Annotated in this window: 28 protein-coding genes; 19 read left to right on the plus strand and 9 right to left on the minus strand. The window is 73.5% G+C overall.

Annotation, left to right across the window (positions count from 1 at the left end):
• The coding region (locus MKK64_RS20355) for an amino acid permease (RefSeq protein ID WP_243936759.1) at positions 1-895 on the minus strand (895 nt) is incomplete at its 3' end.
• Between the two features lie 266 nt (positions 896-1,161).
• Here MKK64_RS20355 and MKK64_RS20360 point away from each other — a divergent pair.
• From MKK64_RS20360 to MKK64_RS20375, 4 genes are all read left to right on the plus strand, one after another.
• The gene (locus tag MKK64_RS20360) at positions 1,162-1,962 is read left to right on the plus strand and encodes an alpha/beta fold hydrolase (RefSeq protein WP_187274955.1); all 801 of its coding nucleotides are present in this window, start codon (positions 1,162-1,164) and stop codon (positions 1,960-1,962) included.
• Positions 1,963-1,966: 4 nt separating this feature from the next.
• Positions 1,967-3,964, plus strand: coding sequence for a PAS domain-containing sensor histidine kinase (locus tag MKK64_RS20365; RefSeq protein WP_243936761.1), 1,998 nt, complete (start codon positions 1,967-1,969; stop codon positions 3,962-3,964).
• A 94-nt stretch (positions 3,965-4,058) separates the two neighbouring features.
• Positions 4,059-5,117, plus strand: coding sequence for a cysteine synthase A (locus MKK64_RS20370; protein ID WP_147844572.1), 1,059 nt, complete (start codon positions 4,059-4,061; stop codon positions 5,115-5,117).
• A gap of 113 nt (positions 5,118-5,230) precedes the next feature.
• Positions 5,231-5,386 (plus strand): DUF3309 domain-containing protein, encoded by a 156-nt coding sequence (locus MKK64_RS20375; protein WP_147729453.1) that lies wholly within the window; start codon positions 5,231-5,233, stop codon positions 5,384-5,386.
• Between the two features lie 151 nt (positions 5,387-5,537).
• On the opposite strand, the gene MKK64_RS20380 is transcribed toward MKK64_RS20375, so the two are convergent.
• A complete protein-coding gene (locus MKK64_RS20380; RefSeq protein WP_243936762.1) occupies positions 5,538-7,049 on the minus strand; it encodes a serine protease in 1,512 nt (503 codons plus the stop codon).
• 139 nt (positions 7,050-7,188) lie between these two features.
• Between MKK64_RS20380 and MKK64_RS20385 the strand changes: the two genes are divergently transcribed.
• Positions 7,189-8,028, plus strand: a complete 840-nt coding sequence (locus MKK64_RS20385; protein WP_243936764.1) for an SDR family NAD(P)-dependent oxidoreductase — start codon at positions 7,189-7,191, stop codon at positions 8,026-8,028.
• A 45-nt stretch (positions 8,029-8,073) separates the two neighbouring features.
• On the opposite strand, the gene MKK64_RS20390 is transcribed toward MKK64_RS20385, so the two are convergent.
• Positions 8,074-8,598, minus strand: coding sequence for a hypothetical protein (locus MKK64_RS20390; RefSeq protein ID WP_409567987.1), 525 nt, complete (start codon positions 8,596-8,598; stop codon positions 8,074-8,076).
• 122 nt (positions 8,599-8,720) lie between these two features.
• On the minus strand, positions 8,721-9,218 hold the full coding sequence (locus tag MKK64_RS20395; protein WP_243936765.1) for an Hsp20 family protein: 498 nt from the start codon (positions 9,216-9,218) through the stop codon (positions 8,721-8,723).
• Positions 9,219-9,639: 421 nt separating this feature from the next.
• Between MKK64_RS20395 and MKK64_RS20400 the strand changes: the two genes are divergently transcribed.
• From MKK64_RS20400 to MKK64_RS20450, 11 genes are all read left to right on the plus strand, one after another.
• A complete protein-coding gene (locus MKK64_RS20400; protein WP_243936767.1) occupies positions 9,640-11,328 on the plus strand; it encodes a methyl-accepting chemotaxis protein in 1,689 nt (562 codons plus the stop codon).
• 999 nt (positions 11,329-12,327) lie between these two features.
• The gene (locus MKK64_RS20405) at positions 12,328-12,513 is read left to right on the plus strand and encodes a hypothetical protein (protein ID WP_147729728.1); all 186 of its coding nucleotides are present in this window, start codon (positions 12,328-12,330) and stop codon (positions 12,511-12,513) included.
• Between the two features lie 17 nt (positions 12,514-12,530).
• Positions 12,531-13,172 carry a nitrile hydratase subunit alpha gene (gene nthA, locus MKK64_RS20410; protein ID WP_147844570.1) on the plus strand — a complete coding sequence of 214 codons (642 nt, stop codon included), beginning with the start codon at positions 12,531-12,533 and terminating at the stop codon, positions 13,170-13,172.
• On the plus strand, positions 13,169-13,834 hold the full coding sequence (nthB, locus tag MKK64_RS20415) for a nitrile hydratase subunit beta (protein ID WP_243936769.1): 666 nt from the start codon (positions 13,169-13,171) through the stop codon (positions 13,832-13,834). Before nthA ends, nthB begins: the two co-directional genes overlap by 4 nt.
• Positions 13,831-14,151 (plus strand): nitrile hydratase accessory protein, encoded by a 321-nt coding sequence (locus MKK64_RS20420; RefSeq protein WP_147860278.1) that lies wholly within the window; start codon positions 13,831-13,833, stop codon positions 14,149-14,151. The genes nthB and MKK64_RS20420 overlap by 4 nt, the downstream gene beginning before the upstream one ends.
• A 62-nt stretch (positions 14,152-14,213) precedes the next feature.
• Positions 14,214-15,368: an endo-1,4-beta-xylanase gene (locus MKK64_RS20425; protein WP_243936771.1), complete on the plus strand. Its 1,155-nt coding sequence runs from the start codon at positions 14,214-14,216 to the stop codon at positions 15,366-15,368.
• Positions 15,369-15,806: 438 nt separating this feature from the next.
• Positions 15,807-16,676 carry a MipA/OmpV family protein gene (locus tag MKK64_RS20430; RefSeq protein ID WP_243936772.1) on the plus strand — a complete coding sequence of 290 codons (870 nt, stop codon included), beginning with the start codon at positions 15,807-15,809 and terminating at the stop codon, positions 16,674-16,676.
• Positions 16,677-16,857: 181 nt separating this feature from the next.
• Positions 16,858-18,012 (plus strand): SDR family oxidoreductase, encoded by a 1,155-nt coding sequence (locus tag MKK64_RS20435; RefSeq protein ID WP_243936773.1) that lies wholly within the window; start codon positions 16,858-16,860, stop codon positions 18,010-18,012.
• Positions 18,009-18,335 carry a DMT family transporter gene (locus tag MKK64_RS20440; protein ID WP_147729248.1) on the plus strand — a complete coding sequence of 109 codons (327 nt, stop codon included), beginning with the start codon at positions 18,009-18,011 and terminating at the stop codon, positions 18,333-18,335. The genes MKK64_RS20435 and MKK64_RS20440 overlap by 4 nt, the downstream gene beginning before the upstream one ends.
• Before the next feature lie 111 nt (positions 18,336-18,446).
• The gene (locus tag MKK64_RS20445; protein ID WP_243936774.1) at positions 18,447-18,707 is read left to right on the plus strand and encodes a hypothetical protein; all 261 of its coding nucleotides are present in this window, start codon (positions 18,447-18,449) and stop codon (positions 18,705-18,707) included.
• Between the two features lie 206 nt (positions 18,708-18,913).
• Positions 18,914-19,342, plus strand: a complete 429-nt coding sequence (locus MKK64_RS20450) for a hypothetical protein (RefSeq protein WP_243936775.1) — start codon at positions 18,914-18,916, stop codon at positions 19,340-19,342.
• Between the two features lie 200 nt (positions 19,343-19,542).
• Here the strand turns inward: MKK64_RS20450 and MKK64_RS20455 are convergent, their stop codons facing one another.
• Positions 19,543-20,547, minus strand: coding sequence for an alpha/beta fold hydrolase (locus tag MKK64_RS20455; RefSeq protein WP_147860009.1), 1,005 nt, complete (start codon positions 20,545-20,547; stop codon positions 19,543-19,545).
• 149 nt (positions 20,548-20,696) lie between these two features.
• Here MKK64_RS20455 and MKK64_RS20460 point away from each other — a divergent pair, with 149 nt between their 5' ends.
• Positions 20,697-21,191, plus strand: coding sequence for an Hsp20 family protein (locus MKK64_RS20460; RefSeq protein WP_147728833.1), 495 nt, complete (start codon positions 20,697-20,699; stop codon positions 21,189-21,191).
• A gap of 477 nt (positions 21,192-21,668) precedes the next feature.
• Here the strand turns inward: MKK64_RS20460 and MKK64_RS20465 are convergent, their stop codons facing one another.
• Entirely contained in the window at positions 21,669-21,842 is a 174-nt protein-coding gene (locus MKK64_RS20465; protein WP_187274918.1) for a hypothetical protein, read from the minus strand.
• A gap of 160 nt (positions 21,843-22,002) precedes the next feature.
• On the opposite strand from MKK64_RS20465, the gene MKK64_RS20470 reads away from it, so the two are divergent.
• The gene (locus tag MKK64_RS20470) at positions 22,003-22,185 is read left to right on the plus strand and encodes a hypothetical protein (RefSeq protein WP_243936776.1); all 183 of its coding nucleotides are present in this window, start codon (positions 22,003-22,005) and stop codon (positions 22,183-22,185) included.
• A gap of 63 nt (positions 22,186-22,248) precedes the next feature.
• Entirely contained in the window at positions 22,249-22,524 is a 276-nt protein-coding gene (locus MKK64_RS20475; protein ID WP_243936777.1) for a hypothetical protein, read from the plus strand.
• Here MKK64_RS20475 and MKK64_RS20480 read toward each other — a convergent pair.
• From MKK64_RS20480 to MKK64_RS20490, 3 genes are read right to left on the minus strand one after another with little or no spacing between them, the layout of a single operon-like run.
• Positions 22,499-23,437: an L-histidine N(alpha)-methyltransferase gene (locus MKK64_RS20480; RefSeq protein WP_243936778.1), complete on the minus strand. Its 939-nt coding sequence runs from the start codon at positions 23,435-23,437 to the stop codon at positions 22,499-22,501. The genes MKK64_RS20475 and MKK64_RS20480 overlap by 26 nt on opposite strands.
• Positions 23,434-24,354 carry a methyltransferase gene (locus MKK64_RS20485; RefSeq protein WP_243936831.1) on the minus strand — a complete coding sequence of 307 codons (921 nt, stop codon included), beginning with the start codon at positions 24,352-24,354 and terminating at the stop codon, positions 23,434-23,436. Before MKK64_RS20485 ends, MKK64_RS20480 begins: the two co-directional genes overlap by 4 nt.
• Before the next feature lie 21 nt (positions 24,355-24,375).
• Positions 24,376-24,636 (minus strand): hypothetical protein, encoded by a 261-nt coding sequence (locus MKK64_RS20490; RefSeq protein ID WP_243936779.1) that lies wholly within the window; start codon positions 24,634-24,636, stop codon positions 24,376-24,378.
• Between the last annotated feature and the right edge of the window lie 415 nt (positions 24,637-25,051).

Below are 25,051 nucleotides of genomic sequence, written 5' to 3' on the forward strand. Positions count from 1 at the left end.
TGAGCACCGCGGCGACCAGCACGTAGAGCACTGTGCAGATCGCGAGCGAGCCGAGGATGCCGATCGGCATGTCGCGCTGGGGCGATTTCGCCTCCTGCGCGGCGGTGGAGACCGCGTCGAAGCCGATGAAGGCGAAGAACACCACGCCCGCGCCGCGCAGCACGCCGCTCCACCCGAAATGGCCGAAGCTGCCGTCGTTGTCGGGAATGAACGGGGTCCAGTTGGCCTGCTTGATGTAGCCGTAGCCGAGCACGATGAAGGCCAGCACCACGGTGAGCTTCACCGCCACCATGACGTTGTTGAGCCGGGCCGATTCCTTGGTGCCGCGCACCAGCATCAGCGTGAGCAGCCCGACGATCAGCACCGCCGGCAGGTTCATCAGCGCGGTGGCGTCCGACCCGTCCGCGAGCTTCACCGCGGTGCCGGGCGCGGCGGTGAAGCGGGGCGGGATGACGAGCCCGACATCCTTGAGCAGGCTGACGACGTAGCCGGACCAGCCCACCGCCACGGTGGCCGCGCCCATGGCGTATTCGAGGATCAGGTCCCAGCCGATGATCCAGGCGAAGAACTCGCCCAGCGTCGCGTAGGTGTAGGTGTAGCTCGATCCCGCCACGGGGATGAGCGCGGCCATCTCGGCGTAGCACAGGCCGACGAAGGCGCAGGCGATGCCGCCGGCGACGAAGGACAGCATGATCCCCGGCCCGGCATATTGCGCGGCCGCCGTGCCGGTGAGCACGAAGATGCCCGCGCCGATCACCGCGCCGATGCCCATCGCGATGATCGAGAACAGGCCGAGCGATTTCGAGAGCTGATGCCCGTCGCTCTCGCCCCCGGCGAGGATGTCTTCGACGGTCTTGCGCCCCGTCAGGCCGGAGGGTTGATCCGTGTCAGCCATGGTCGCTCCGATCCGCGCGGCGGCATCCGGCACCATGTCGGGCGGCTCTCGGGGATGCCAGCCGGCGACGCGACTGATCCCCCGGTTTCGCTCGGCCCCCGGTGACGTTCGGCCCGCCCCCGCACGGCAAGGAGCGTGCCGTCCCGGCGGCGCCTCGGCCGGGCTGTCGAGTTCGTGAGCCCGCCGGCCGGGTTTGACCGGTATCCGGGCCCCGCGCACGGCACGGCGATGCGTGCTAGACCGGTTTTCGGCGGGGGAACGCGGGTTTGTCGGTCGTACAACGGCACAACACGAAGATCGCCGGGGCCGGCGAGACCGCGATGGTCTTCGCCCACGGCTTCGGCTGCGATCAGAACATGTGGCGCTTCGTGGCGCCCGCCTTCGAGGATCGCTACCGGACGGTGCTGTTCGACCATGTCGGCGCCGGCGGCTCGGACCTGTCGGCCTACGACCCGGCGCGGTACGCCACGCTCGACGGCTACGCCGACGACGTGGTCGCGCTCGCCCGCGCCCTCGGCGTGCGGCGCGGCGTCTTCGTCGGCCACTCGGTCAGCGCCATGGTCGGCATCCTCGCCGCGAAGGCGGCGCCCGAGCTGTTCGACACCCTCGTCCTGGTCTGCCCCTCGCCGCGCTACGTCGACGACGCGGAGGACGGCTACGTCGGCGGCTTCACCGCGGCGCAGGTGGAGGAACTGCTCAACTTCCTCGACAGCAACCACATGGGCTGGTCCCAGGCGATGGCCCCGACGATCATGGGCAACGCCGACCGCCCCGAGCTCGGCGCGGAATTGACCAACAGCTTCTGCCGCACCGATCCGGACATCGCCAAGCGCTTCGCCCGGACCACGTTCCTGTCCGACAACCGCGCCGACCTCGAGAACGTCGCCGCCCGCTGCCTGGTGATCCAGTGCGCGGAGGACGTGATCGCCCCCCGGGAGGTCGGCGAGTACGTCCACCGCAACCTGCCGGGCAGCGCGCTCGTCCTGCTCGACGCGACCGGGCATTGCCCGAACCTCAGCGCGCCCGAGGCGACGGTCGCGGCGATCGAGGCGTTCCTCCGAGGGTGATGACGTGGACGAGGCGACGCCCACCTCCGGGGTGCAGGAGGCCGACGACCTCGCCGACCTGTTCGAGAACGCGCCCTGCGGCTACGCCTCGGCCCTGCCGAGCGGGCGCCTGTCGAAGGTCAACCGGACGCTGGCGACCTGGACCGGATACCCGGCCGGCCACCTCGTCGGGCGCCGCTTCCTCGACCTGCTGACCATCGCCGGCAAGATCTACTACGAGACCCATTTCGCGCCGCTGCTGCGGATGCAGGGCTTCTTCAACGAGGTCGCCCTCGACCTCGTGCGCGCGGACGGCCGGACGCTGCCGGTGCTGGTCAACGCGGTGGTCCGCCGGGACGAGGCGGGCGAGATCCGCTTCATCCGGATCACCGTGTTCAACGCCTCCGACCGCCGGCGCTACGAGCGCGACCTGCTCGCGGCGCGGCGCGCCGCCGACGAGGCCACCGCCGCGCTGCGGGACCTCAACCTCACCCTGGAGACGCGGGTCGCCGAGCGGACGGCCCAGCGCGACCGGGCCTGGCGGCTGTCGCAGGAATTGCTGATCGTGGCGCTGCCGGACGGCACCCTGGAGAGCGTCAACCCGACCTGGGCCGAGCTGCTGGGCTGGCGCGACGACGAGTTGATCGGCCGGTCGTTTGCCGCCTACACCCACCCGGACGACCTCGCCGCGACCCTGGCGGCCTTCGCCGCCATCCTGGAGCGGCCGCTCACGGTTCCGTACGAGTACCGCTTCCGCCACAAGGACGGCTCGTACCGGTCGTTCGCCTGGACCGCCGCGTTCGAGGACGGCCGCGTCTACGCCTCGGGGCGCGACACCACGCTCGAGCGGGAGCAGGCCGACGCCCTGCGCCAGTCGCAGAAGATGGAGGCGGTGGGCCAGCTCACCGGCGGCCTCGCGCACGACTTCAACAACCTGCTCGCGGGCATCGCCGGCTCGCTGGAGATGATGCAGACCCGGATGCGGCAGGGCCGGGTCGAGGACGTCGCGCGCTACATGGCCGCCGCCCAGGGCGCCGCGCGCCGCGCCGCGGCCCTGACCCACCGGCTGCTGGCCTTCTCGCGCCGGCAGACCCTCGATCCCCGGCCCACGGACGTGAACCGCCTCGTGGCGGGGATGCACGAGCTGATCCAGCGCACCGTCGGCCCGGGCATCCCGGTCGAGGTCGCCGCCGGCGCGCGGCTGTGGACCGCCCTGGTGGACGCGTTCCAGCTCGAGAACGCGCTGCTGAACCTGTGCATCAACGCCCGCGACGCGATGCCGGACGGCGGCCGCATCACGGTCGAGACCACCAACGCGCGGTTCGACGCGCGCGCCGCCCGCCAGCACGACATGCCGGAGGGGCAATACCTCGCGCTGTGCGTGGCCGACACCGGCACCGGCATGCCGCCGGAGGTGGTCGCCCGGGTGTTCGAGCCGTTCTTCACGACGAAGCCGATGGGGGCGGGCACCGGCCTCGGGCTCTCGATGATCTACGGCTTTGCCAAGCAGTCGGGCGGGGAGGTGCGGGTCCGCTCGGAGGTCGGGGCCGGCACCCGCGTGAGCATCTTCCTGCCCCGCCACCACGGCGACGCCGAGGTCGAGGACAAGGTGGCGGCCGGCCCGGCGCGGCCGCGCTCCGGGCAGGGCGAGACGGTGCTGGTGGTCGACGACGAGCCGACGGTGCGGATGCTGCTCGCCGACATCCTGGAGGACCTCGGCTACACCGCGATCGAGGCGAGCGACAGCGCCGCCGGCCTCAAGCTGCTGCAATCGGACGTGCGCATCGACCTGCTGGTGACCGATGTCGGCCTGCCGGGCGGGATGAACGGGCGCCAGATGGCCGATGCCGGCCGCGCCCGCCGGCCCGACTTGAAGGTGCTGTTCATCACCGGCTACGCCGAGAACGCCGCGCTCGGCGAAGGCCACATGGCCCCCGGCATGGCGGTGGTGACCAAGCCGTTCTCCGTCGACGCCATGGCCGAGCGCGTCCGCGCGATGATCGAGGCGCCGCGCCCGGCCTGATCGCCGGGGCGCCGCCCCCGGCTTCCGATGGGCCGCCTTCTGATCTATCGCGGAGGGCGGCGCCCCGGGAGGCGCGCGATGCGGAGGCACCGGCATGGGCGTGGCGACGGATCCGGAGCGGGGCACCCGCCCCGACGTGCTGGCGGCGATCGGCGGGACGCCGCTGATCCGGCTGCGCCGGGCGTCGGAGGAGACCGGCTGCACCATCCTCGGCAAGGCCGAGTTCCTCAATCCCGGCCTCTCGGTGAAGGACCGGGCGGCGCGCGCGATCGTCGAGGACGCCGAGGCGCGCGGGCTGATCCGGCCGGGCGGCACCATCGTCGAGGGCACGGCGGGCAACACCGGGATCGGGCTGGCGCTGGTGGCCTCCGTGCGCGGCTACCGCACGGTGATCGTCATCCCGGTCACCCAGTCGGAGGAGAAGAAGCAGACCCTGCGGCTCGCCGGCGCCCGCCTCGTCGAGGTGCCGGCGGTGCCGTACGCCAACCCGAACAACTACGTCCACGTGGCGCGCCGCCTCGCCGAGCGGCTCGCGGCCACCGAGCCCGCCGGCGCGTTCTTCGCCGACCAGTTCGACAACGTCGCAAACCGCGGCGCGCACGAGCGGCACACCGGCCCCGAGATCTGGGACCAGACCGGCGGCACCCTCGACGGCTTCGTCTGCGCCGCCGGCACCGGGGGCACGCTCGCCGGGACGGCGCTCGCCCTGCGGGCGCGCAACCCCGAGGTCGCGATCGCGCTCGCCGACCCCGAGGGCTCGGCGCTCCACGCGCACTACACCGCCGGGACGCTCAAGGCCGAGGGCTCGTCGATCACCGAGGGCATCGGCCAGGGGCGGATCACCCGGAACCTCGAGGGGTTCGCGCCCGACCACGCCTTCCGCATCCCCGACGCGGAGGCGCTCGACATCGTGTTCGGGCTGATGCGGGAGGAGGGGCTGTCGCTCGGCGGCTCGTCCGGCATCAACGTCGCCGGCGCGATCCGGCTGGCGCGGGTGCTCGGCCCCGGCCACACCATCGCGACGATCCTCTGCGACGGGGCGGCGCGCTACGCCTCGAAACTGTTCAACCCCGCCTTCCTGCGCGAGCGCGGCCTGCCGACGCCGGACTGGCTGGACGAAGCCGGCGCGCCGCTGCCGGACTGGCACGCTTGAGCCGGCAAAACCGTCCGTCACGTTTGCGTGCGAATTATTTGAACGGAACGGATTGTCGCGGCGTTTGAACGGTCAAGCTCACGACCCGTGCGCTCCCGCGGAGACTTTCTTCCATGTCGCTCGTCACCATTCTGCTCATCATCCTGATCATTCTCGCCTTCGGTGGTGGCGGCTTCCTCGGCGGCGGCGCCTATCGCGGCCCGGGCTTCGGCCTCGGCGGCATCCTGATCATCGTCCTGATCGTGCTGCTGGTCACCGGCCGGCTCTGACGCCGGACGCGGGGGGCCGGTTCCGCGATCCGCGATCGGGGACCGGCTCCCGACGCCCCCTTCGCGATCTGCGGATCGCGGAGGGGGCTCTGTTTTCCGTGAGGTCTGATCGTCTTCACGCGAGCCGGGATCCACCGCGCTCGAAACCGCTCTAGCGGGCGCAGACGATCCCGATCACGGCGCCGCCGACCGCAGAGGCGGCGGCGCCGACGCTGCCGGCACCGGCGGTCGACGGCCGCGTCGCGATGCCGGCCTCGCCCAGGACGGCGGCCACGACCGTCCCCGGGATCACCGGGAAGCTCGCCGGCGGCATCACGCCCGCGATCAGCCGCGGCGCCGCCGGATAGGACGCCACGAGCCCCGCGAGGCCGCCCGCCCGGTCGAGCACCGGCGCGCCGGCCGACCCGGGCTGCAACGGCGCCGTCACCCGCGCCGCGCCCACCATCGCGCCCGGCGCGACCGACACGCCCGCATCCCCGCCCGCTCCCTCGCGCGCCTCCTGCGCCGCGACCACGACGCGATCCTCGGACGCCGACGCTCCGACGATGCCCGGCAGGCGCGGCGCCGGCAGCCCGGCGGCCTCCAGCAGCGCCAGGCCGCGCTCGCTGCGCAACACCCTGGCCGCGGCGCTCCCGATCCGCGGGGCCGGGCATGCCTCCAGCACCGCCGACGCGGTCAGCACCCGCCCCGGCGCCACGACGAGGCCGGTGCCGACGACGTTCGGGGCCGAGGCGACCTGCGGACCACCCGAGCTCTGCGGAGCGCCCGACGCCGGTGGCGCGGCGGCCGGCGCGGTCGCGATCCGGGGCGCCTCGCCCGGCGTCCCGGGAAACGGCACGAAGCTGTTGGCGATGGCGATGACGAGGCGGTCGATCTCGCCCGCCTGCGCCGCCTCGTAGCCGATGGCGAAGCCGCGGATGCCCTCCGGCCCGGCGGCGTAGCGCACGTACGAGCGCCCCGAGGCGGTCTCGCCGGTGAAGACGATGAAGTCCGGCCGCTTGAGCTTGTACGTCACCTTGCGGTCGGCGAGCGGCGCGGTCGCGCGGGTGAACAGCGCGTCGAGGTCGGTGCCGCCGGCGGGAAACGACCGGCTCTCCAGGGTCAGGCGCCCGTCGGCGCTCTGCCAGCGGGTTCCGCCGGGGACCGCGCTGCGCTTGGGCAGCATCCGCTCGGGCACGCCGAGCACCGCGCCGCTGGCGGGATCGGCCTGCACGGTGAAGCGCACGGCCTTCCGCGCCGCCTCGCCCGCCGCCAGGATCGCGGCGCGGCTGCGCGGATCGAGGGGGTCGCCGGCGTCGGTGCGGGCGCGGGCGGCGCTCAGCGCCTCGAAGGTCCGCCGGCCGAAGGCGCCGTTGACGACGCTGTTGTAGTCGCCGGTCCAGACCAGCGCGTCCTGCAGCGCCTTGCGCTCGGCCTCCGGCAGGGCCTCGAACCCGGCCCGCATCGCCTCGAAGGCCGGGTCCGGCGCGGCGGCGGGCGGGCGCGGCGGCTGCGGTTTCGGCGCCTGCGCGGCGGCGGCGGCGGCGGCGGCGGCCAGCGTCAGGGCGAGGGCGAGGATCACGCCGCGGGCCGGATCGCAGGCGGAGGCCGGCCCGCGCGCGGGGGCGGGAGCCCGGTCGCGGAGCGGGGGGACGCGCGGTCGGCCTGTGACGCGGGCGGGCATGCGGGCGATTCCCGGAAGCGTGAGCGTGCCGGACGGTGGCAGAGGCGGCGGCCGAAGGCCAGGGCGGGGCGGCCGCGCCCTCGACAATCCCGGCCGCCGCCCCACCCTCACCGCGACGCGAAAGCAGCGAGAGGCGCCGATGACCCACCCAGCGATCGAACCCGGCCGGACGGCCGTCGTCACCGGGGCGGCCAGCGGCATCGGGCTCGCGGCGGCGCAGGCCTTCGCGCGGGCCGGCATGAACGTGTGGCTCGCCGACCTGCCGGGCGAGGCGCTCGAATCCGCCCGCGCCGCGGTGGCGACGCTCGCCGCCGTGGAGGTGCGCGCCTTCGCCCTCGACGTCGGGCAGCGCCCGGCGATGGAGGCGTTCGCGCAGGCCGTCGCCGCCGGGGGGCCGCCCGCCCTGGTGATGCTCAACGCCGGCATCGAGGCGGGCGGCACGCTGTTCTCCGAGGAGGCGACCTGGCGCAGGATCCTCGACACCAACCTGTGGGGGGTGATCAACGGCATCCACGCCTTCGCGCCGGCGATGATCGCGGGCCAGAAACCCGGCGCCGTGATCGTCACCGGCTCGAAGCAGGGCATCACCACGCCGCCGGGCAACACGCCCTACAACGTCTCGAAGGCGGGCGTGAAGGCGGCGACCGAGGCGCTCGCGCACGACCTGCGCGGCCGCGACGGCTGCCGCATCTCGGCGCACCTGCTGATCCCGGGCTTCGTCTATACCGGGCTGGCCAGGGCCCGCGGCGTCGCCGAGAAGCCGCCCGGCGCCTGGACGCCCGACGAGACGGTGGCCTTCCTGCTGGAGCGGATGGCGCAGGGCGACTTCTACATCCTCTGCCCCGACAACGAGACCACCCGCGCCCAGGACGAGCGCCGGATCGCGTGGGCGGCCGGCGACATCATCGAGAACCGCCCGGCGCTCTCGCGCTGGCACCCGGATCATTCCGAGGCGTTCCGGCGGGCGATGGACGGGTAGGGCCCGGGCCGGCGCGCCCCGGCGCATCCTCCGCGCGGCCCGCCCTCAGGCCGGGATGGCGGCGGCCAGCGCCGTGCTCGGGGGCGTCTTCGGGCGCGGCATGACGCTCGCTGGGCAGGGCGGCGGATCGTCGTCGTCGTCGCGCCGCTTCGGGCGGACATACGTGTGCAGGTCCGCGAAGCGGCGCAGGCGGCGTGGCGCGGCGCGCCTCGTCCGAGCCGGGCCTGCCCGGCGGACCGCCCGGTCGAGCTCGCCCAGCGCCGCGAGGACGGCGTCGACCGAGACCGGCTCGGCCCGGCTGCCGACGAGGCACCGCATGCCGGGCGAATCCGCGAGCACGCAGGCATCCGACGCCCAGGACGCCAGGATCGCGCGCTTGTCCGCCCGCGAGAGCGCGGGGTGGGCCAGGACCTCCCGCGGGTGGCGGAACACGTCGCCGGGGGCGACGAGCGCCTGCCAGGCCTCGAACGAGGCCGGATGGGCGCCGCCGGAATCATGCGCGCCATCGGGGTTCATGGCGCCGGAACCGGGGTTCATGGCGCCGGAACGGAAAAGCTGCGTCTCCCTCATCGATGATCCTCCTTCCTGCTGCGCGATGGGATGGACACACGGGCCGGAGCCCCCCCCGCGCGGGCCCGCAGGCCAGGGCGGCAAAGGTTCACGGCTGTCGGAATCGAGGCCGCCCCGAGGGCTCAGGCCGCCTTGCGCCCGGTCTCGATCCGGCTCGGCGCGTCGTCCTGGCTGACCGCGTCCCGGCTCACGGCGGGCACCGTCCCGCCGATCGGGATGCGCCGCGGCTTGAGGGCCTCGGGCACCTCGCGCTTGAGGGTCACGGTGAGCAGGCCGTGCGCGAGGCTCGCGCCGACGACCGTCACGTGGTCGGCCAGCTCGAAGGTCTGGCGGAACGTGCGGGTGGCGATGCCGCGATGCAGGATCCGGCGCTCGTCCTCGGGCGCCTTTCGCCGGCCGGCGACCAGAAGGCTGGCGCCGTGCTGCGTCAGCTCGATCTCGCCGGGCGCGAAGCCGGCGACGGCCATGGTGATGCGATAGGCGTCGTCGGCCACCCGCTCGATGTCGTAGGGCGGCCAGGTCGACGACGCCTCGGCCTGCGCGGCTCGGTCCAGCATCGCGAACAGGCGGTCGAAGCCGACGGTGGATCGGTAGAGCGGTGCGAAATCAAGGGTCCTCATGACCACATCCTCCTGGGAGCAACGTGATGACAAGGGTCGCCGGATGCCTTCCGGCGCCCGTGGGCGAGCCTTCGAACGGCCTCGCGCGCAAAAAATGCGAACACCGCGATCCGGTTCCCGGCCGGCTCCGAAAAATTCTCCTGGCGTCCGGCGTGCGATGCCGGGGGAGGGGGCCCGAACGCCCGGCCTCGCACGGACCCGCCGACGAGCTGCGGGACGGCGAGTCGGGGTCGCCGGTATGCGCTTCCACCGATGCAACCGGTAGGTTGTAGCAGGTGACGGCATCCGTATTCGCGCGGCCGCTTCGGCGTGCGCGCAACACTTCGTCGGTAGCGCGGGCTTAACCGCTTGCCGCGTAGAGGATGAACACCGCGTCCGAGAGGAAAAACTCGGTCTTGCGCCGTCATCCCGGGGCTTTCGAATGCGTACCGTCGTCGATTTACGCCTGATGACCAAGCTCCTGCTGGTCTTCGCGGTCATCATCGGCGCGGCCGGCCTCGCCGCGCTGGTGAGCTGGCGCGGCCTCGGCTCCGTCGAGGAGGCGCAACGGTGGCGCGATCACACCTACCGGGTCCTGGAGCAGGTCGAGGCGCTGACCACCGCCATGGTCAACCAGGAGACCGGCCTGCGCGGGTACCTGCTGAGCGCCGAGCCGAGCTTCCTCGAGCCCTACCGGGCCGGCACCAAGGCCTACGCCGATGCCCTCGCCCGGATCCGCGCGATGGTCTCCGACAACCCGGCGCAGCTGCAGCGCCTGGGCGCGCTCGACCAGGACGCCCAGGCCTGGCACGACGGAATCGCCGAGCGCGAGATCGCGCTAATGCGCGACGAGCCGACGCGCGGCCAGGCGCGGCAGCTCGCGATCTCCGGCGCCGGCAAGGCGGCGATGGACCGGCTGCGCCTGAAGGCCGCCGAGATCGCGACGATCGAGCGGAGCCTGCTGGACGACCGGGCGCGGATCGCCGAGGCCGCCGGCGCCGGCTCGCGTCAGGCCGTCCTCGTCGGGCTCCTCGCCATGCTCGCCGCCGCCGCCATGGGCGCGCTCCTGGTGAACTGGGCGGTCTCGCGCCCGATCCGGGCGATCACCGACCTGATGGGCCGCCTCGCGCGCGGCGACACCGGCGCCGAAATCCCGTTCCGGGACCGCCGCGACGAGGTCGGGGCGATCGCGGGCGCCGTCCAGGTCTTCAAGGACACCCTGATCCGCACGCAGGCGCTGGAGGCCGAGACGGCGCTCGCCCGCGCCTCGGCCGAGGAGCAGCGCAAGGCCGGCATGCGCCAGATGGCCGACGGGTTCGAGCAGGCGGTCGGCGGCATCGTCGGGCGGGTGTCGTCCTCGGCCGGCGCGCTGCAGGCCACCGCCCGGACCATGACGGCCACGGCGGCCGGGACCGCCAGCCAGTCGACGACGGTGGCCGCCGCCGCCGAGGAGGCGGCCGTCAACGTCAACACCGTGGCCGCCGCCGCCGAGGAGCTCGGCGCCTCGGTTCAGGAGATCGGCCGGCAGGTCTCGGGATCGACCGACCTGGCGCAGCGCGCCGTCGCCGAGGCCGACGACACCGCCGCCCTGGTGCAGGACCTCAGCGCCGCGGCCGGGAAGATCGGCGACGTGATCGGCCTGATCTCCAACATCGCGAGCCAGACCAACCTGCTGGCGCTCAACGCGACGATCGAGGCGGCGCGGGCCGGGGAGGCCGGCCGCGGCTTCGCGGTGGTCGCCGTCGAGGTGAAGGAGCTCGCCGCCCAGACCGCGCGGGCCACGCAGGAGATCTCGGACCAGATCGGCCAGATCCAGGGCGCCACCGGGCAGGCCGTGCACGCGATCGGCTCGATCGCGGCGCGCATCCGCGAGATCGACATGGTGGCGACGACGATCGCGGCCGCCGTCGAGCAGCAGGGCGCGGCCACGCAGGAGATCGTGCGCAACGTCGGGCAGGCGTCCAGCGGGACGAACGAGGTGACGAGCAACATCGCGGGCGTGGCGCGCGCGTCCGAGGACACCGGGGCGGCCGCCAGCCAGGTGCTCGCCTCCGCCTCCGAGCTGTCGCGCCAGTCCGAGTACCTGACCGCGGAGGTCGCCCGCTTCCTGGCGACGGTCCGCGCCGCCTGACCGCCCGGCCCCGCGGCGGCCCTCCGGGCGGGGCCTCGGGGCGCGACGCCCGTGCCAGAACGCGGCCGAGGCCGGGCCGGTCGCGCTCCGGTGGCGCGGGCGATGGCGCCTGGCGGGCAGACGACGATGTGCGCCCGTTCGGCCCATGGCCGGTGTGGGAGGGAAGCGGGCCCCGACCTCTCGCTTTGACGCGGACGGCCCGGTGTCGCCCGAAGCGGACGCGAAACCGATCAAGCTCTACGGTTGTTTTTCGGGCTCAGGACGCCCCTGCGTCCGGCATGTCCGATCGCCCCTACGGGCCTCGGTCGCCGGGTCATCCCGCCGCCAATCCCCGGCCGCCGCACAATCGCGCAGGATCAGCGTCTGTCGGTCCTCCGAGAAGGCGTAGAGGCAAGCCCTGTCGTCGTCATGGGTACCAGAAACCGCGAGCCGCTGCCCGTGCAGATGCCAGCGTTCGCAGTAGTCCCAGCCGTCGCCTGCATCGAACGTCAAGCCGCCGAGCATTCGGCCGTGTTCGAAGCACCACGTCGAGAATGAGGTCTGCCAGCGCGCGCGTTCGGGATGCGTCGCCTCACGGGTCCAGCATCCGTAGAACAGATGCTTGAGACGATAGGGCGATGCCTCCGATTTAGAGGGGAGGGCCGACGATATCAGAAGGCTCAGCCACGCAAGGATCAAAGCGGCCGACCACGCCCGGGAGTTCGAAAGGGGATGTATCACAGTGCTTCTACCCCGAACGCATAGCAACGTTATCGCGACGGCTGCTTTCCGCCCAACCCGGCCTGACGTGCCGGGCTACCGGTCGGCGGACCGTCCGAGGTTCCACAAAGTTCGGACGCGGACCGTCCACCCCGCCCGAGGGTCCGGCTGCCGCCCGCCGCGTTCCGCGGCGGGCCAAATCCGCGCCGCGCTGCACCCGATTCACCGAACCCCTTCCCGATCCTCGCGGCCGACGCCACATCCGGGTATGGTCGATTCGAGCGATCGGGAGGACGTGCCGTGTACACTGTGAAGGCGAACGACCATGCGGGGCGCCCCGCGACGTTCGCGTGCGGGACCGCCGACCAGGCCCTGGAGAAGACCTGGGAGCTGGCCCGGCGCGGCTTCAAGGACATCGTCGTGACCGACCCGAAGGGCCACGCCTCGAACGCGGCCGCCTTCGAGCGCTCGCTCGACCTGGCCTGAGGCGGGCGGCGGCGCGGATGGCCCATCGTCACGACGACCCGGATCACGACCACGGGCACCAGCACGGGCACGACCACGGCGCGCTGTCCCCCGTCGAGGCGCGGGTGCGGGCGCTGGAATCGATCCTGGTGCAGAAGGGCTACGTCGAGCCGGCGGCGCTCGACGCGCTGGTCGAGCGCTACGAGACCCGGGTCGGGCCCCATCTCGGGGCGCAGGTGGTGGCCCGCGCCTGGGTCGATCCGGCCTATCGCGCACGGCTGCTGGCCGACGCCACGCCGGCGATCGCCGAGCTCGGGATCGGCGGGCGCGGCGGCGAGCACATGGTGGTGGTCGAGAACACGCCGGACGCGCACAACCTCGTCGTCTGCACCCTGTGCTCCTGCTACCCCTGGCCGGTGCTCGGCCTGCCGCCGGTCTGGTACAAGGCGCCGCCCTATCGCGCCCGCGCCGTGATCGACCCGCGCGGCGTGCTCGCCGAGTTCGGGGTGCGCCTGCCCGAGACGACGCGGATCACCGTGTGGGATTCGACCGCCGAGCTGCGCTACATGGTGCTGCCGATGCGGCCCGCCGGCACCGAGGCCTTCGACGAGCGCCGGCTCGCCGGCCTCGTCACCCGCGACGCGATGATCGGCACCGGCCTGCCGGGCGTCCCGGCATGAACGGCGGCCAGGACCTCGGCGGGATGCACGGCCTCGGCCCGGTCGCCCCCGAGCCGAACGAGCCGGTGTTCCACGCCGATTGGGAGAAGCGTGTCTTCGCGCTCGCCATGGCGATGGGCTTCACCGGTGCCTGGACCCTCGACGGCAGCCGCGCCGCCCGCGAGTCGATGCCGCCGGCCGACTACCTGCGCGCCAGCTACTACGCGATCTGGCTCGACGCCCTCGAGCGCCAGCTCGCCGCGCATAACCTCACGCGGCCCGAGGAGATCGCCCGCGGCGTCGCCGATCCCGATCCGGCGCCGGTGGCGCGGGTGCTCACCGCCGACATCCTGGAGCCGCGCTACCGCGCCGGCTTCCCGAGCGACCGGCCCGCGCCCGCGCCGGCGCGCTTCGCGGTCGGCGACGCGGTGACGATGCGCAACATCCACCCGCCGACGCACACCCGCCTGCCGCGCTACGTCCGGGCCAAGAGCGGCACGGTGCTGCGGGTCCACGGCGCCTTCGTCCTGCCCGACACCAACGCCTGCGGGCAGGGCGAGAACCCGGACTGGCTCTACACCGTGGCCTTCCCGGCCGCCGAGCTCTGGGGCGAGGATGCCGACCCGAACGGGCGCGTCACCGTCGCGGTGTTCGAGCGCTACATCGCGGGCGGGGCCGCATGAGCGAGCCCGTCGCCCCGTTCTCGGCACCCTGGGAGGCGCAGGTCTTCGCGATGGTGGTCGCGCTGCAGGATTCGGGGCTGTTCACCGGGGCCGAGTGGGCCGACGCGCTCGGCGCCGCGATCCGCCCGGCCGACGGCCCGGAGGCGCCGGCCGATTACGGCCGCTGGCTCGCCGCCCTGGAGACGATCCTTGCCGCCCGCGGCATCGCCGACGGCCCCGCCCTCGACGCCCGCCGCGACGCCTTCCTCCGAGCCGCGGAGGCGACCCCGCACGGCCTGCCGATCGTGCTGGAGAACGACCCGCTGTTCCGGCGATGACGCCGCAGGAGGACGACCGCGACCGTGGTGCGCTTCCTGCGCCCGCCCCGCGATGGGAGGCCATGATCCCCACCCGCCGCACCCTCCTCGCCGGCGCCGCCTGCGCCCTGGCCGCGCCCGTCCGCGCCGCGCCCGCGCCGTTCGGGCCGCCGGGCCGGCCGTCGTGGTCGGCCGACAGCCTGCAGGCGGCGGCCGCCCGCACCGGGCTGACCTACGGCACCGAGGTGCCCGGCTTCCGCTTCGCGCGCGATCCCGCCTACCGGCAGGCGGTGGCGCGCGAGGCCGGGATGCTGGTCTGCGGCACCGAGATGAAGATGGAGGTGGTGCGGCCCGAGCCCGGCAAGACCGATTTCGCGCCAGCCGACGCCCTGGTGCGCTTCGCCCGCGGCAACGGCCAGCGCATGCGCGGGCATACGCTGGTCTGGCACGAGGCGCTGCCGCCCTGGGTGCGCCCGCTGCTGGCGCGGGCCGCCGCCCCCCAGGCCGAGGACTTCCTGCGCCGCTGGATCGAGACCGTGGCCGGCCGCTACCGCGGGCAGATCGCCTCCTGGGACGTGGTCAACGAGGTGCTGTCGCAGGACGGCGGCGGCCCGGAGGGCCTGCGCGAGAGCCCGTGGCTCACCGCGCTCGGCCCCGGTTACGTCGACCTCGCCTTCCGCATCCTGCACGAGGTCGACCCGACGGCGGCCGGCTGCTGGAACGAGGACGCGGTCGAGCAGGGCGTGCCGTGGATGGAGGCGCGCCGCACCCGCGTGCTCAAGCGCCTGGAGGGGATGCTGGCGCGCGGCGTGCCGATCCGCCGCTTCGGCCTGCAATCGCACATCACCAGCACGGTGCCGATCGACCAGGGCCAGCTTCGGCGCTTCCTCGCGGAGATCGGCAGGATGGGGCTCGGCATCGAGATCACCGAGTTCGACATCGACGACCGGGCGTTCCCGGCCGACATCGCCACCCGCGACCGCAAGGTCGCCGACCTCGCCAGATCCTATCTCGAGGTCGTGGCGGCCGAGCCCGCGGTGCTGACCGTGATGTCGTGGGACCTCTACGACCCCGACACGTGGCTCAACGACCACCCCTACCGCAAGCGCCCCGACGGCCTGCCCCAGCGCGCGCTGCCGCTCGATGCGCAGTTTGGGCGCAAGCCGCTCTGGCACGCGATGCGGGCGGTGTTCGCCCAGGCGCCGGACCATGCGGCGGCGCGGGCGAAGCTGCGGTAGCGCCCCTCGGGCCCGGGGGCCAGGATCTTGACGTCGCGCAGCTCGCCGTCGCGCGGCGCCTCCTCGATGCCGTGCTTCCGCGCCTCCGCGACGAGGCCTTCCATGCCCTTGCGATGCTCCGGGCAATGCTCCGGCCAATGCTCCGGCCTGGTCTCGCCGCCCTTGGCCGGGATCGGGCTCCGCAGCACCTCGGCGTGCGTCCGGATGCCGCCGAGCGACGGCTCCGGCATCCGCTTCCGCCTGGCGTCGCTCGCCCGGCCGATCGGACAAGCATGCCCCCGTTCCGGCGACGCGTTCGACACGAAAGCGTGACGGGCGGGGCGGCCGGCATCGCCCGAAATCCGCCGGCGGGACCGTTCCCCGGGCGGCGGATCTGCTAGGCATCCTGTCTCGCCCGAGGGGCGTGCGCACGGCGGTCGCGCCGCTGGAGGCCGGGTCTTGGGCGCGATCGACGAGACAGGGGCCCGAGCCCGGGCGACCCGCGCGGCGGCCGTCCGCGCGCCCGCCGTGGCCGCGCTCGCCTTGGCCGTGCTCGCCTCGGCCGCGCTCGATCCGGCGCCGGCCCGCGCCGGCGACCTTTCGGCGCTGTTCGACCCCGGCACCGTGGTGTCCGTCGGCGGGTTCGCCGGCGCCGGCGGGCGCTTCCAGGGCGCGCGGGCGGCCGGGCTGTGGGGGCTGCCCTACGCTTCGTTCCGCAAGGCCGACGAGCGCCCGGACTGGTTCTCGCCCGACGACGCCCTCGACGCCGCCCTGGTGGACGAGCGCGCGGTGCAGGCCGGCGCCGTTCTCGATGTCCGCAGCGGCCGCGCGGCGCACGACGACCGCAGCCTCGCCGGGCTGCCGCGCCGCCCGGTCGCGGCCGGGCTCGGCCTGTTCGGCGCGGTCTGGCCGGTGGAGGACGTGCTGCGGCTGCGCGCCGAGGTCACGCAGGGCCTGCGCGCGCATGACGGCCTCGTGGCCAAGCTCGGCGCCGACCTCGTCGGCACCGCCGGCCGCGTCACCCTGAGCGGCGGCCCCCGCCTCGTGCTGGGGGACGCCGCCGCGATGCGGCTCGACTTCGACGTGCCGGTCGCCGCGATCGCCGACCCGCGGCTGACGCCCTACCGCGCCGCGGGCGGGCCCCGCTCCGTCGGCGCGATCGTGGCCCTGGCCTACGCCTGGTCGGAGGCGTGGCAGACGATCGGCTCGGTACGCTACGACCGCCTCGTCGCCGCCGCCGCGGGAAGCCCGATCGTCCGGCGCCTCGGCACGCCGAACGACGTCACGGTCGGATTCGGGGCGATCTACTCGGTCCGGATCGACCCGTGAGGCTGCAGCGCAAGCAACGGGACTTCAACGCCAAGATGTCGTTCACGAATTCGTGAATGTTGCCGGCCGAGCACGGCCGATCTTTAATCACCCTCTGCGCCGCGATGCGGGGATTATATCGGAACGTTTCTGTCTATGTCTCGCCGCAAAGAGTGGGAGGCGGACTGTGCCACGGATTCTGTTGACGGGGGCGACCGGGCTGATCGGCGGCGCGGTGCTGCACCGGGCGCTCGAGGCGGGCGACGACGCCACCTGGGTCTGCCTCGTGCGCTGCGCCGGCGTCGAGCAGGGCCGCCAGCGGATCGCGGCGCGGCTCGCCCGGTTCACCGACGCCTTCACCGCCCAGCGGCTCGCCCGCAAGGTCGAGGTTGTCCCCGGCGACTTCACCCGGGCCGACCTCGACCGCGATCCGCGCCTCGACGACTGCACCCACGTGCTGCACCTGGCCGCCGACACCTCGTGGTGGGGCGACGAGCGGGTCTACCGCACCAACCACGACGGCACCCTGGCGCTGGCGCGGCGGGCGCAGGCGATGCCGAAGCTCCGGCGGTTCCTGCACGTCGGCACCGCGATGATCTGCGGCGCCGACGCCGCGGCGATCGTCGCCGAGACCGACTACCCGGCGGCCGAGGCCCGGCACATCGTCGCCTACACCGTGTCCAAGGCCGCGACCAAGACCTCGCTGGCGGCGCGGTTCCCCGACCTGCCGATCGTCGTCGCCCGGCCCTCGATCGTCGTCGGCCATGCCAGCCTCGGCGCGGGCCCGAGCTCGAGCATCCTCTGGGTGCTGCGCGCCGCCGACGCCCTGCGCATGCTGCCCTGCGCGCCCGAGAGCCACGTCGACGTCGTCCCGGCCGACTGGGTCGCCGAGATGCTGGTCGGGCTCCTGACCAAGCCGACGCTCCGGCACGACCTCTACCACCTCTCGGCCGGCATGAGCGGCCGCACCACCTGGGCCGAGGTCATCGTCGCCTTCGAGGCGGCCGAGCCGAGCGACGGCGTGCGCGCCTTCCGGCCGTTCGACCTCGCCGCCGACCGCACCGTGCTGCGCCGGCGCTTCGCCGAGGTGTTCGGCCTCGACGGGCCGCTGAAGCAGGCGATGCTCCGCGCGGTGCGCGCCTACTACGCGTTCTGCGCCCTCGACGTGACCTTCGCCAACGACCGCCCGCTCGCCGAGGGGTTCGCGCCGGCGCCGCGGCTGCCGGCCTACCTGCCGGTGTGCCTGGCGAACGCGGCGACGATCGTCGAGCAGTTCGCCGACGACATCGAGATGTTCGCCGTGCCGCCCCCGGTGCCGGAAGACGCGGCCGGCACCGCGCTGGCGGCCAGCGCATGAGCCCCTACCTGACGCTGGCGATCGCGATCGGCGCCGAGATCTCCGCGACCCTGGCGCTGAAGGCGGCCGACGGCCTGACCCGGCCGGTCCCCACCCTGATCGTTGCGCTCGGCTACGGCACGGCCCTGTGGCTGATGTCCTCGAGCATGGACATGCTGCCGATCGGCGTCGTCTACGCGATCTGGGCCGGCGTCGGCATGGTCGGCGCCGCGCTCGGCGGCGCGCTGCTGTTCGGCGAGCCGGTGACCCTGCCGATGATCGCCGGCATCGCGGTCATCGCCTGCGGCGTGGCGATCCTGGCGAGCGCGCGGGTCGAGGCCTGACGCCGCGCCCGGCGCTGGACCGCGCGGACGGCAGCCGATAAGACGATTTGCCTAAGCGGGGCACCGAGGGATTCGGGAGCCCGGCTTGCAACGTCGGAAGGTTTCACGCGCATGATGGTCGGATCCCGCATCCTGCTCGCCGCCGCCGGTCTCCTGGCCTTCGGAGCCTTGGCCCGGGCCGACGACACGCCTGGAAAGCCCCGGGACGCGGCCGGGTCCGCGGAGATCGGCGCCCAGGACCGCAAGCCGGTGGAGGCCCCGCCCGGCAACGCGGCGAAGCAGGACGGGCGCACCGGCATGGCGCCCGACGTGCGCGACGTGCGGCAAGACTCGATGCCGGTGTTCAGCTTCCCCGGTGGCGCGCGCTTCTGAGCGGCCGGCGCACGGAGGGGCCGGTGTCGGCGTTCCGCGACAGGCGTCGGGTTGGCGCTCGGGGGGGCCGATGCTGCCCCCGACGAAGCAGAGCCAAGCCGACAGGCTGGGGACGTGCGCAATCCGCGCCGTCTGGTGATCCCAGGCGTTTGCGATCCTGCGCCGCCAAACCGTTGCAACCCGGCCTTTCACGATGGCGGCCAACGATGAAACGCCTGCCCCTCCTGCTCGTCATCGCGGCCGCACCGGCCCTGGCCGACGCCTGTGACGACGCAGCTCAACGCATCGCGACCGAGGTCGGAAACGCGTACGCGATCCGGACGGGTCCGGTCATTACCATCAAGCGCGGCCGCCGGACCTTTCACTACACGCTGGAATGCGCAGACGGGCAGCCCTCGATGGTATCGGGGGATGCGGGCTTCGGCACCGACATGGGGGAGTTCGGCCGAACGCTCGAGCGCGCGACCAGCCTCGTCCTCGACGTACCCGAAAACGTCGCGCGAAGCGCCCTGGACAAGTGCGCGCGCCTCGCTCGGCGGCACGGCATGGATGGTGCGGCGACGACGGACGACGCGCTCGCCGTGAGCTGTACCGTCGTACACGACTGGGAAACGTTCGAGATCCGTCGCCGATAGGGGGCGGTCGATGGCCGGTCGTGGCGCGGTGTCCCGGAACGGATGTGCCCGATCCGGTCCTTCGACGGCGGATCATGGCGAACTCTGCGGGACCGCCGACCACCCCGACCCGAAGCCGTCGGACGGCCATGGAGCGGCCGCATCGGGAAGCGCCGGCGGCCGGCCTCGCGGCGCGACCGGCGCCCCGCCCGCGCGCAGCCTCACGCGGTCGCCAGTCGCTCCCGCTCCGTCTTCGTCTCCCGCACGGTCGAGCCCGGCACGAAGGCGTCGAAGGCGGCCCAGAAGTCGGCGCGGATCGCGTCGCGCTCGGAGAGAATCTCGTGGCGGGCGTCGGGCAGCACCAGGATGTGGCCGGCCTTGAGGCGGGCGGCGAAGCGCTCGGCCGCGGGCGTGCCGCAGACCGGGTCGGAGCCGGCGGCGAGGATCAGCGTCGGGGTCGCGATCCGCGGCGGCACGCGCGGGTCGCGCAGGCGCGCCACCGCGCGGAAGGCCTCCGCCGTCCAGGCGATGGTCGGGTCGCCGACGGCGCCCGCGCCGACCGCGAGCGCGGCGGCCGCGTTGCGGGCGTAGCGCGCCGGGTCCCGGGTCAGCCGGTTGTTCGGGTAGGGCTTCGTCGCGATCGAGACCGGGCCGCCGCCGGGCACGTAGCGGCTGCCGAGGCCGAGGCGCTGCAGCAGCCGCGTCGCGACCGAGGCGAAGGCGGGCGAGCGCACCATCCGGATCGACAGCATCGGCGCCACGGTGACGATCCGCCGGAACGGCAGCCAGCCGTCCAGCGCCCCGGTCAGCGCGACGCAGCCGCCCATCGAGTGGGCGAGGCAGACATGCGGATCGGGCATGAACGGCACCAGCACCGCGTCGCGGATCGCCAGCAGGTCGCGGCGGTAATCGTCGAAGGCGGCGACGTGGCCCTTGTGCGGGTCGTCGACCCGCCGGTCCGACGCCCCTTGCCCGCGCCAGTCGAAGGCGACGACGGCGAAGCCCCGGGCGCGCAGCTCGCGGATGGTCTCGTAGTACTTCTCGATGAACTCGGCCCGGCCCTGGAGCAGGCAGACCGTGCCCTTGCAGGTCCGCGTCGTCGCGGCCCAGCGCGCCGCCCGCAGGGTGCAGTCGTCCGCGGTGCCGACCGCCATCACCACGGCGCCGGGGGGAACCGGGTTTCCGGGCGTGTCGTGCAGGCTCAGAAGTGCGGCGTCCTGCCGCATCGTTCCCGTCGTCCGGCCGGGTCTTGAACGCACCTCGCCCCCCTCCAATATCATGATCGTACCGGCCGTCAGGCGGTACGAGCCCGGTCCGGCCCACGCGGCGGACCATAGACTCAAACCTGCATGTTGCTCCACGGAGGATGTGTCCTATGCGTCAGTTCGATCTCGCTCCCCTCTACCGTTCCACCGTCGGCTTCGACCGCCTGTTCTCGGCCCTCGACCAGTTCGTGGCGTCCGACGCGGTCCCGACCTACCCGCCCTACAACATCGAGCGCACCGCCGAGAACGCCTACCGCGTGACGGTGGCCGTGGCCGGCTTCACCGAGGCCGACCTGTCGATCGAGGTGCGGGAGAACGCGCTGACCGTGAAGGGCGAGCGCAAGCCCGATCCCGAGCGTCGCGCCGAGGTGCTGCACCAGGGCATCGCCGCCCGCGGCTTCGAGCGCCGGTTCCAGCTCGCCGACTACGTCCAGGTGACGGGTGCGGCGCTGGAGAACGGCCTCCTCCACGTCGATCTCGTCCGCGAGATCCCGGAGGCGAAGAAGCCGCGCCGCATCGAGATCGCCATCGGCGGCAAGAGCCGCGCGCCGGCGATCGAGGGGGCGGCCACCGAGGTCCCGGCCGAGGTCCAGAAGGCGGCGTAAACCGCGCCGTCGCAAAGCGTGGGAGCGCCCCGGCCGCCGGCCGGGGCGTTTTTCGTCGTGGCCGGCGTCGGGGATGCTGCCGGCGGAACGGATCTCGGCGGTTTCGCGTCGGCGGGCGAGGGGCGCCGCGAGGCGCCCGTGACGTTGCCCTTCGCACCATGATGCGTTGCATCTTCGGAATCGCCGCGCTGCCGCGCCGCCGCGCACCGGTCGTTCGGGGCGGGGTGACGGCGGCCGGATCCCACGTCGCCGGCTCGATCGCGCGAAGCACCGCCGCGGCCCCCTCTCCCGTCCGGGAGAGGGGACCCGCGAGCGGTTCGGCGCGGATGTGTTGGAAGTTAAGGGGGCAGGGGGCACGGCGCATCCGGCCCACGCGACCTGATGCCGGAACGGCTTCGTCCGACGCGACCTCGGGTGCTGGGATGTCGGCTTCCTGCTTGCGCGGGATGATCCGACCGTCTTCCCCGCGGCGCCGCCTCAATGCTCCTGGGGCTTCCCCCGCGGCTCGGCCTGGCGGCGGGCCATCTCCCGGCCGATCTGAAGCAGCAGGAGCCGGATCATCGCCCGCATCGCCGGCGTGCCGCCGGCATCGATCAGGGCATGCGCTTCGAGGCAGACCTCGGCCATGCGGTCGAGCTTGTCCGTCGTCACGTTGACCCTCGCATCGATTTGAGCAAAAGTTGCGCGCAATCGATGCCACGCCCCCGTCCCCGATAGATCGCTGGTCCGGGCCGGACAATAACATAGGTCAACCGGGCATCAAAGTATGCAAAATTCAAATATCGGCGGAACCGGCCACAGCAACGAAGCCATGATCGCCAAGATCGCCGAGGCTCTCGACTGTCCGGTCGACGACTTCTTCGATGCCAAGTCGAAGCCGACCGGTGAAACGGCCGACTTGCTGTCGTTCTGGGCGGCTCTCGAAGATGCACGCGAGCGCCGGGGCGTTCTCGATTATATTCGAGCCGTCGCTGTAAAATCGACACAGTCTTGATGGAATTCGGCTGCACTTAACCTAGGTGGTTGCGGATTTTTCCGGGTCGAATAGACCCGCTTCATGCGCGATGTGCCCGAACCCGATTCCGCGGATGCCGTGATCGCCGAGTCTCAGGACGTGATCGCGCGATCGCGCGCGGCGCGGGAGGAAGCGCGGCTGCAGCGGGCGGCGGCCCGCGCCGTGGTCGAGCAGGTCCGGGCGATGATCGCCCGGTCGCGGCCGGACAGCGAAGCCGGCGCGTGGCCCGCCCGCGATCCCGCCATGCCCGATCCTGCCATGCCCGATCCGGCGAAGGGCGGGGCGGCACGCGTCAGCGGCTCAGGAGGTGCAGGCTGAACAGGCCCTCCGGGTCGAGCCAGAGGCGCTTCGGCGTCCAGCCGGCCCGCGCCGCCATCGCCTGGAACGCCTCCGGCGCATGCTTGTGCGAGATGTCGGTGCGGACCCTCTCGCCGGCCGCGAACCGGATCGCGTCCGTCCCGAAGCGCCAGGTGTCGGCACGGTCGGCGACGAGATGGGCCTCGACCCGCAGCGGATCGTGCAGGATGCGAACCGCGTGGCGGAAGGCGTCGCGGTCGATGCCGGCGCCGAGCTCCCGGTTCAGGCGCGTCAGGTAGTTCAGGTGCAAGGCCGGCATCAGGCCGTCGCAGCCGCCATAGACCCGCCGCAGCCGGTCCGCGTCCTGCGTCGGGTCGGCGCCGACCAGGAGATGGCTCGGCCCGAGCGTGTCGCGGGCCCGCGCCAGGAAGGCCTCCGCCTCGGCCGGCGCGAGGTTGCCGATGCTGGTGCCGGGGAAGAACCCGAGCACCGGCCCGCCGCCGAGGTCGACCGGAAGCCGGATCGGCGCGGCGTAGTCGGCGCCGACCGGGATCATCGCGATGTCGGGATAGTCCCGCGCCAGCGTGCCGACCGAGGTCTCGAGGTAGGCGCGCGAGATGTCGATCGCCACGTAGCGGCGCGGCCGGTCGAGGCCGTCGAGCAGCGTGCGGATCTTGCGGCTCGCGCCGCTGCCGTACTCGACGATCGTCGCGCCCGCTCCGACGAGGGCGGCGAGCTCCGGCACGATCGCGGGCAGCAGCGCCATCTCGCGCCGGGTCGGATAGTAGTCGGGGCTGTCGCAGATCCGGTCGAACAGGATCGAGCCGGCCTCGTCCCACAGGTACTTGCCCGGCAGGCGCTTCGGCACCTCGGACAGGCCGGCGAGCACGTCCCGCCGGAACGCGTCCCGCTCCGCGATGTCCGCCGGCGTCATCGCGGCGTCCCGCGGGTCGCGGTGAGCACGACGAGGGCGATGCGCTCCGCCTCGGCATAGGCCGGCGCGTCGAGCTCCTCGCCGTAGGCGTCCGGGTCGAGCTCGCGATAGGTCCAGCCCAGCCCCGCGGCCTCGCAGGCGGCGGTCGCGGCCCTCCGGAACGGGTCGGCGCCGTCCACGATCGCCGAGCCGGTGAACAGCACCAGGCTGCCGCCGGGGGCGAGGCGGGTGCGGGCGGCCTCGACCACGGCGAGCGACAGGCCCTCGCCGTAGGTCCCGCCGCCGTCGCGGTAGGTCCGCCCGGCGCGGTCGAGCATGAAGGGCGGGTTCGAGACGACGAGGTCGAAGACGCCCGCGACGTCCGCGAGGAGGTCGCTGCGGCGCGGCACCGTGCCGTGGACGCCCGCGAGCCGGCTGTTGGTGGCGGCGGCCGCGAGCGCCGCGTCGTTGATGTCGACGAGCGCGATCTCGGCGTCGGGCGCGCGCTTGGCGATGGCGATGCCGGCCGCGCCCGATCCGCAGCCGATGTCGACCGCGCGGCGGACCGGCGCGGCACGGTGCGCGAGGTGATCGACCACGGCCGCGACGAAGCGGGTGGTGTCGGGGCCGAAGAACACCACGTCGGTCGTGCTCGGCGGATAGGCGGAATGGACGAACAGCTCGCCGTCGAGGCTCGACACCCGGATCGCCGAGCGCCAGGCGTCGCCGTCCCGCACCAGCACGCCGGCCGCGTGCATCGCCGCGAAGAGGTCGGCCGGCAGCAGGTCCTCGGCGAAGGGGCGGCTCCAGCCGAACACGTCGCGCAGATTGCGGGCCCGCGCCGCCTGCGGGCGGGCGTTGACGCGGGCATGGGTGGCGGGCGTCACGGTGGTGAAGCTGTAGCCGAGGGCGCGCAGTCGCTCGACCAGGGCGATCAGGGCGGGGTTCGGGCCGGCCGGTCATCGCGCCGGCTCCGCGGCGCGGCGCCGGCGCTCATGGGCCGCCGCGAAGCCCTCCTCCGACGGCGTGCCCGGCTGGCCGAAGATCGCCGGGAGGCCCTGAAACGGCGCCGGGCGTGCCCGGTCGCGGCCGACGACGGACCGGATCGGCCCGCGCGTGGGGGCGGGCTCGGCGCCGACGCGAGGGAAGGATGGGGTCTGAAGGAAGGCGCGGAAGCGCTCGGCCAGCGGGGGGCTGGCATCGTCCGTGGGGAGATCCATGCGCACCTGTCACGATCGCTCGGGCGTGCCGCGTCGCGTCCCGCGCGGCGACCGTCCGAGGCCCGGCTGTGTGTGTCGAAGCGCGGCGGGGCGGAGCGCCCATCGGGCCCGAGCCCGCCGATCTGCCGGGGAAACCTCGGCTCGAATTCCTTGTTCCGCGACGCGGCCGACAAAAATCAAGCTTAACGCAGGTTATGGTTCGGCCCGTTGCATCGATCGACAGACTAGCCGAGGTCGACGCGAACGGCCGTCGCGCGGCGAGCCTTGCGAGGATCGTCGTGGGACGCGCCCGGCGCGGCGAATGCAGATCCCGTCCATGCCGGGCCGCGACGGCAAAGCGTCGCGGCGGGAGAAAACGCCCTGCCGCTCGGGTTTCGCTCGGGACGACGCGTCGATGTCGCGCGGGACGGCCGGG

It is taken from the genome of Methylobacterium sp. E-025 (assembly GCF_022829705.1).
Taxonomy (GTDB): Bacteria; Pseudomonadota; Alphaproteobacteria; order Rhizobiales; family Beijerinckiaceae; genus Methylobacterium.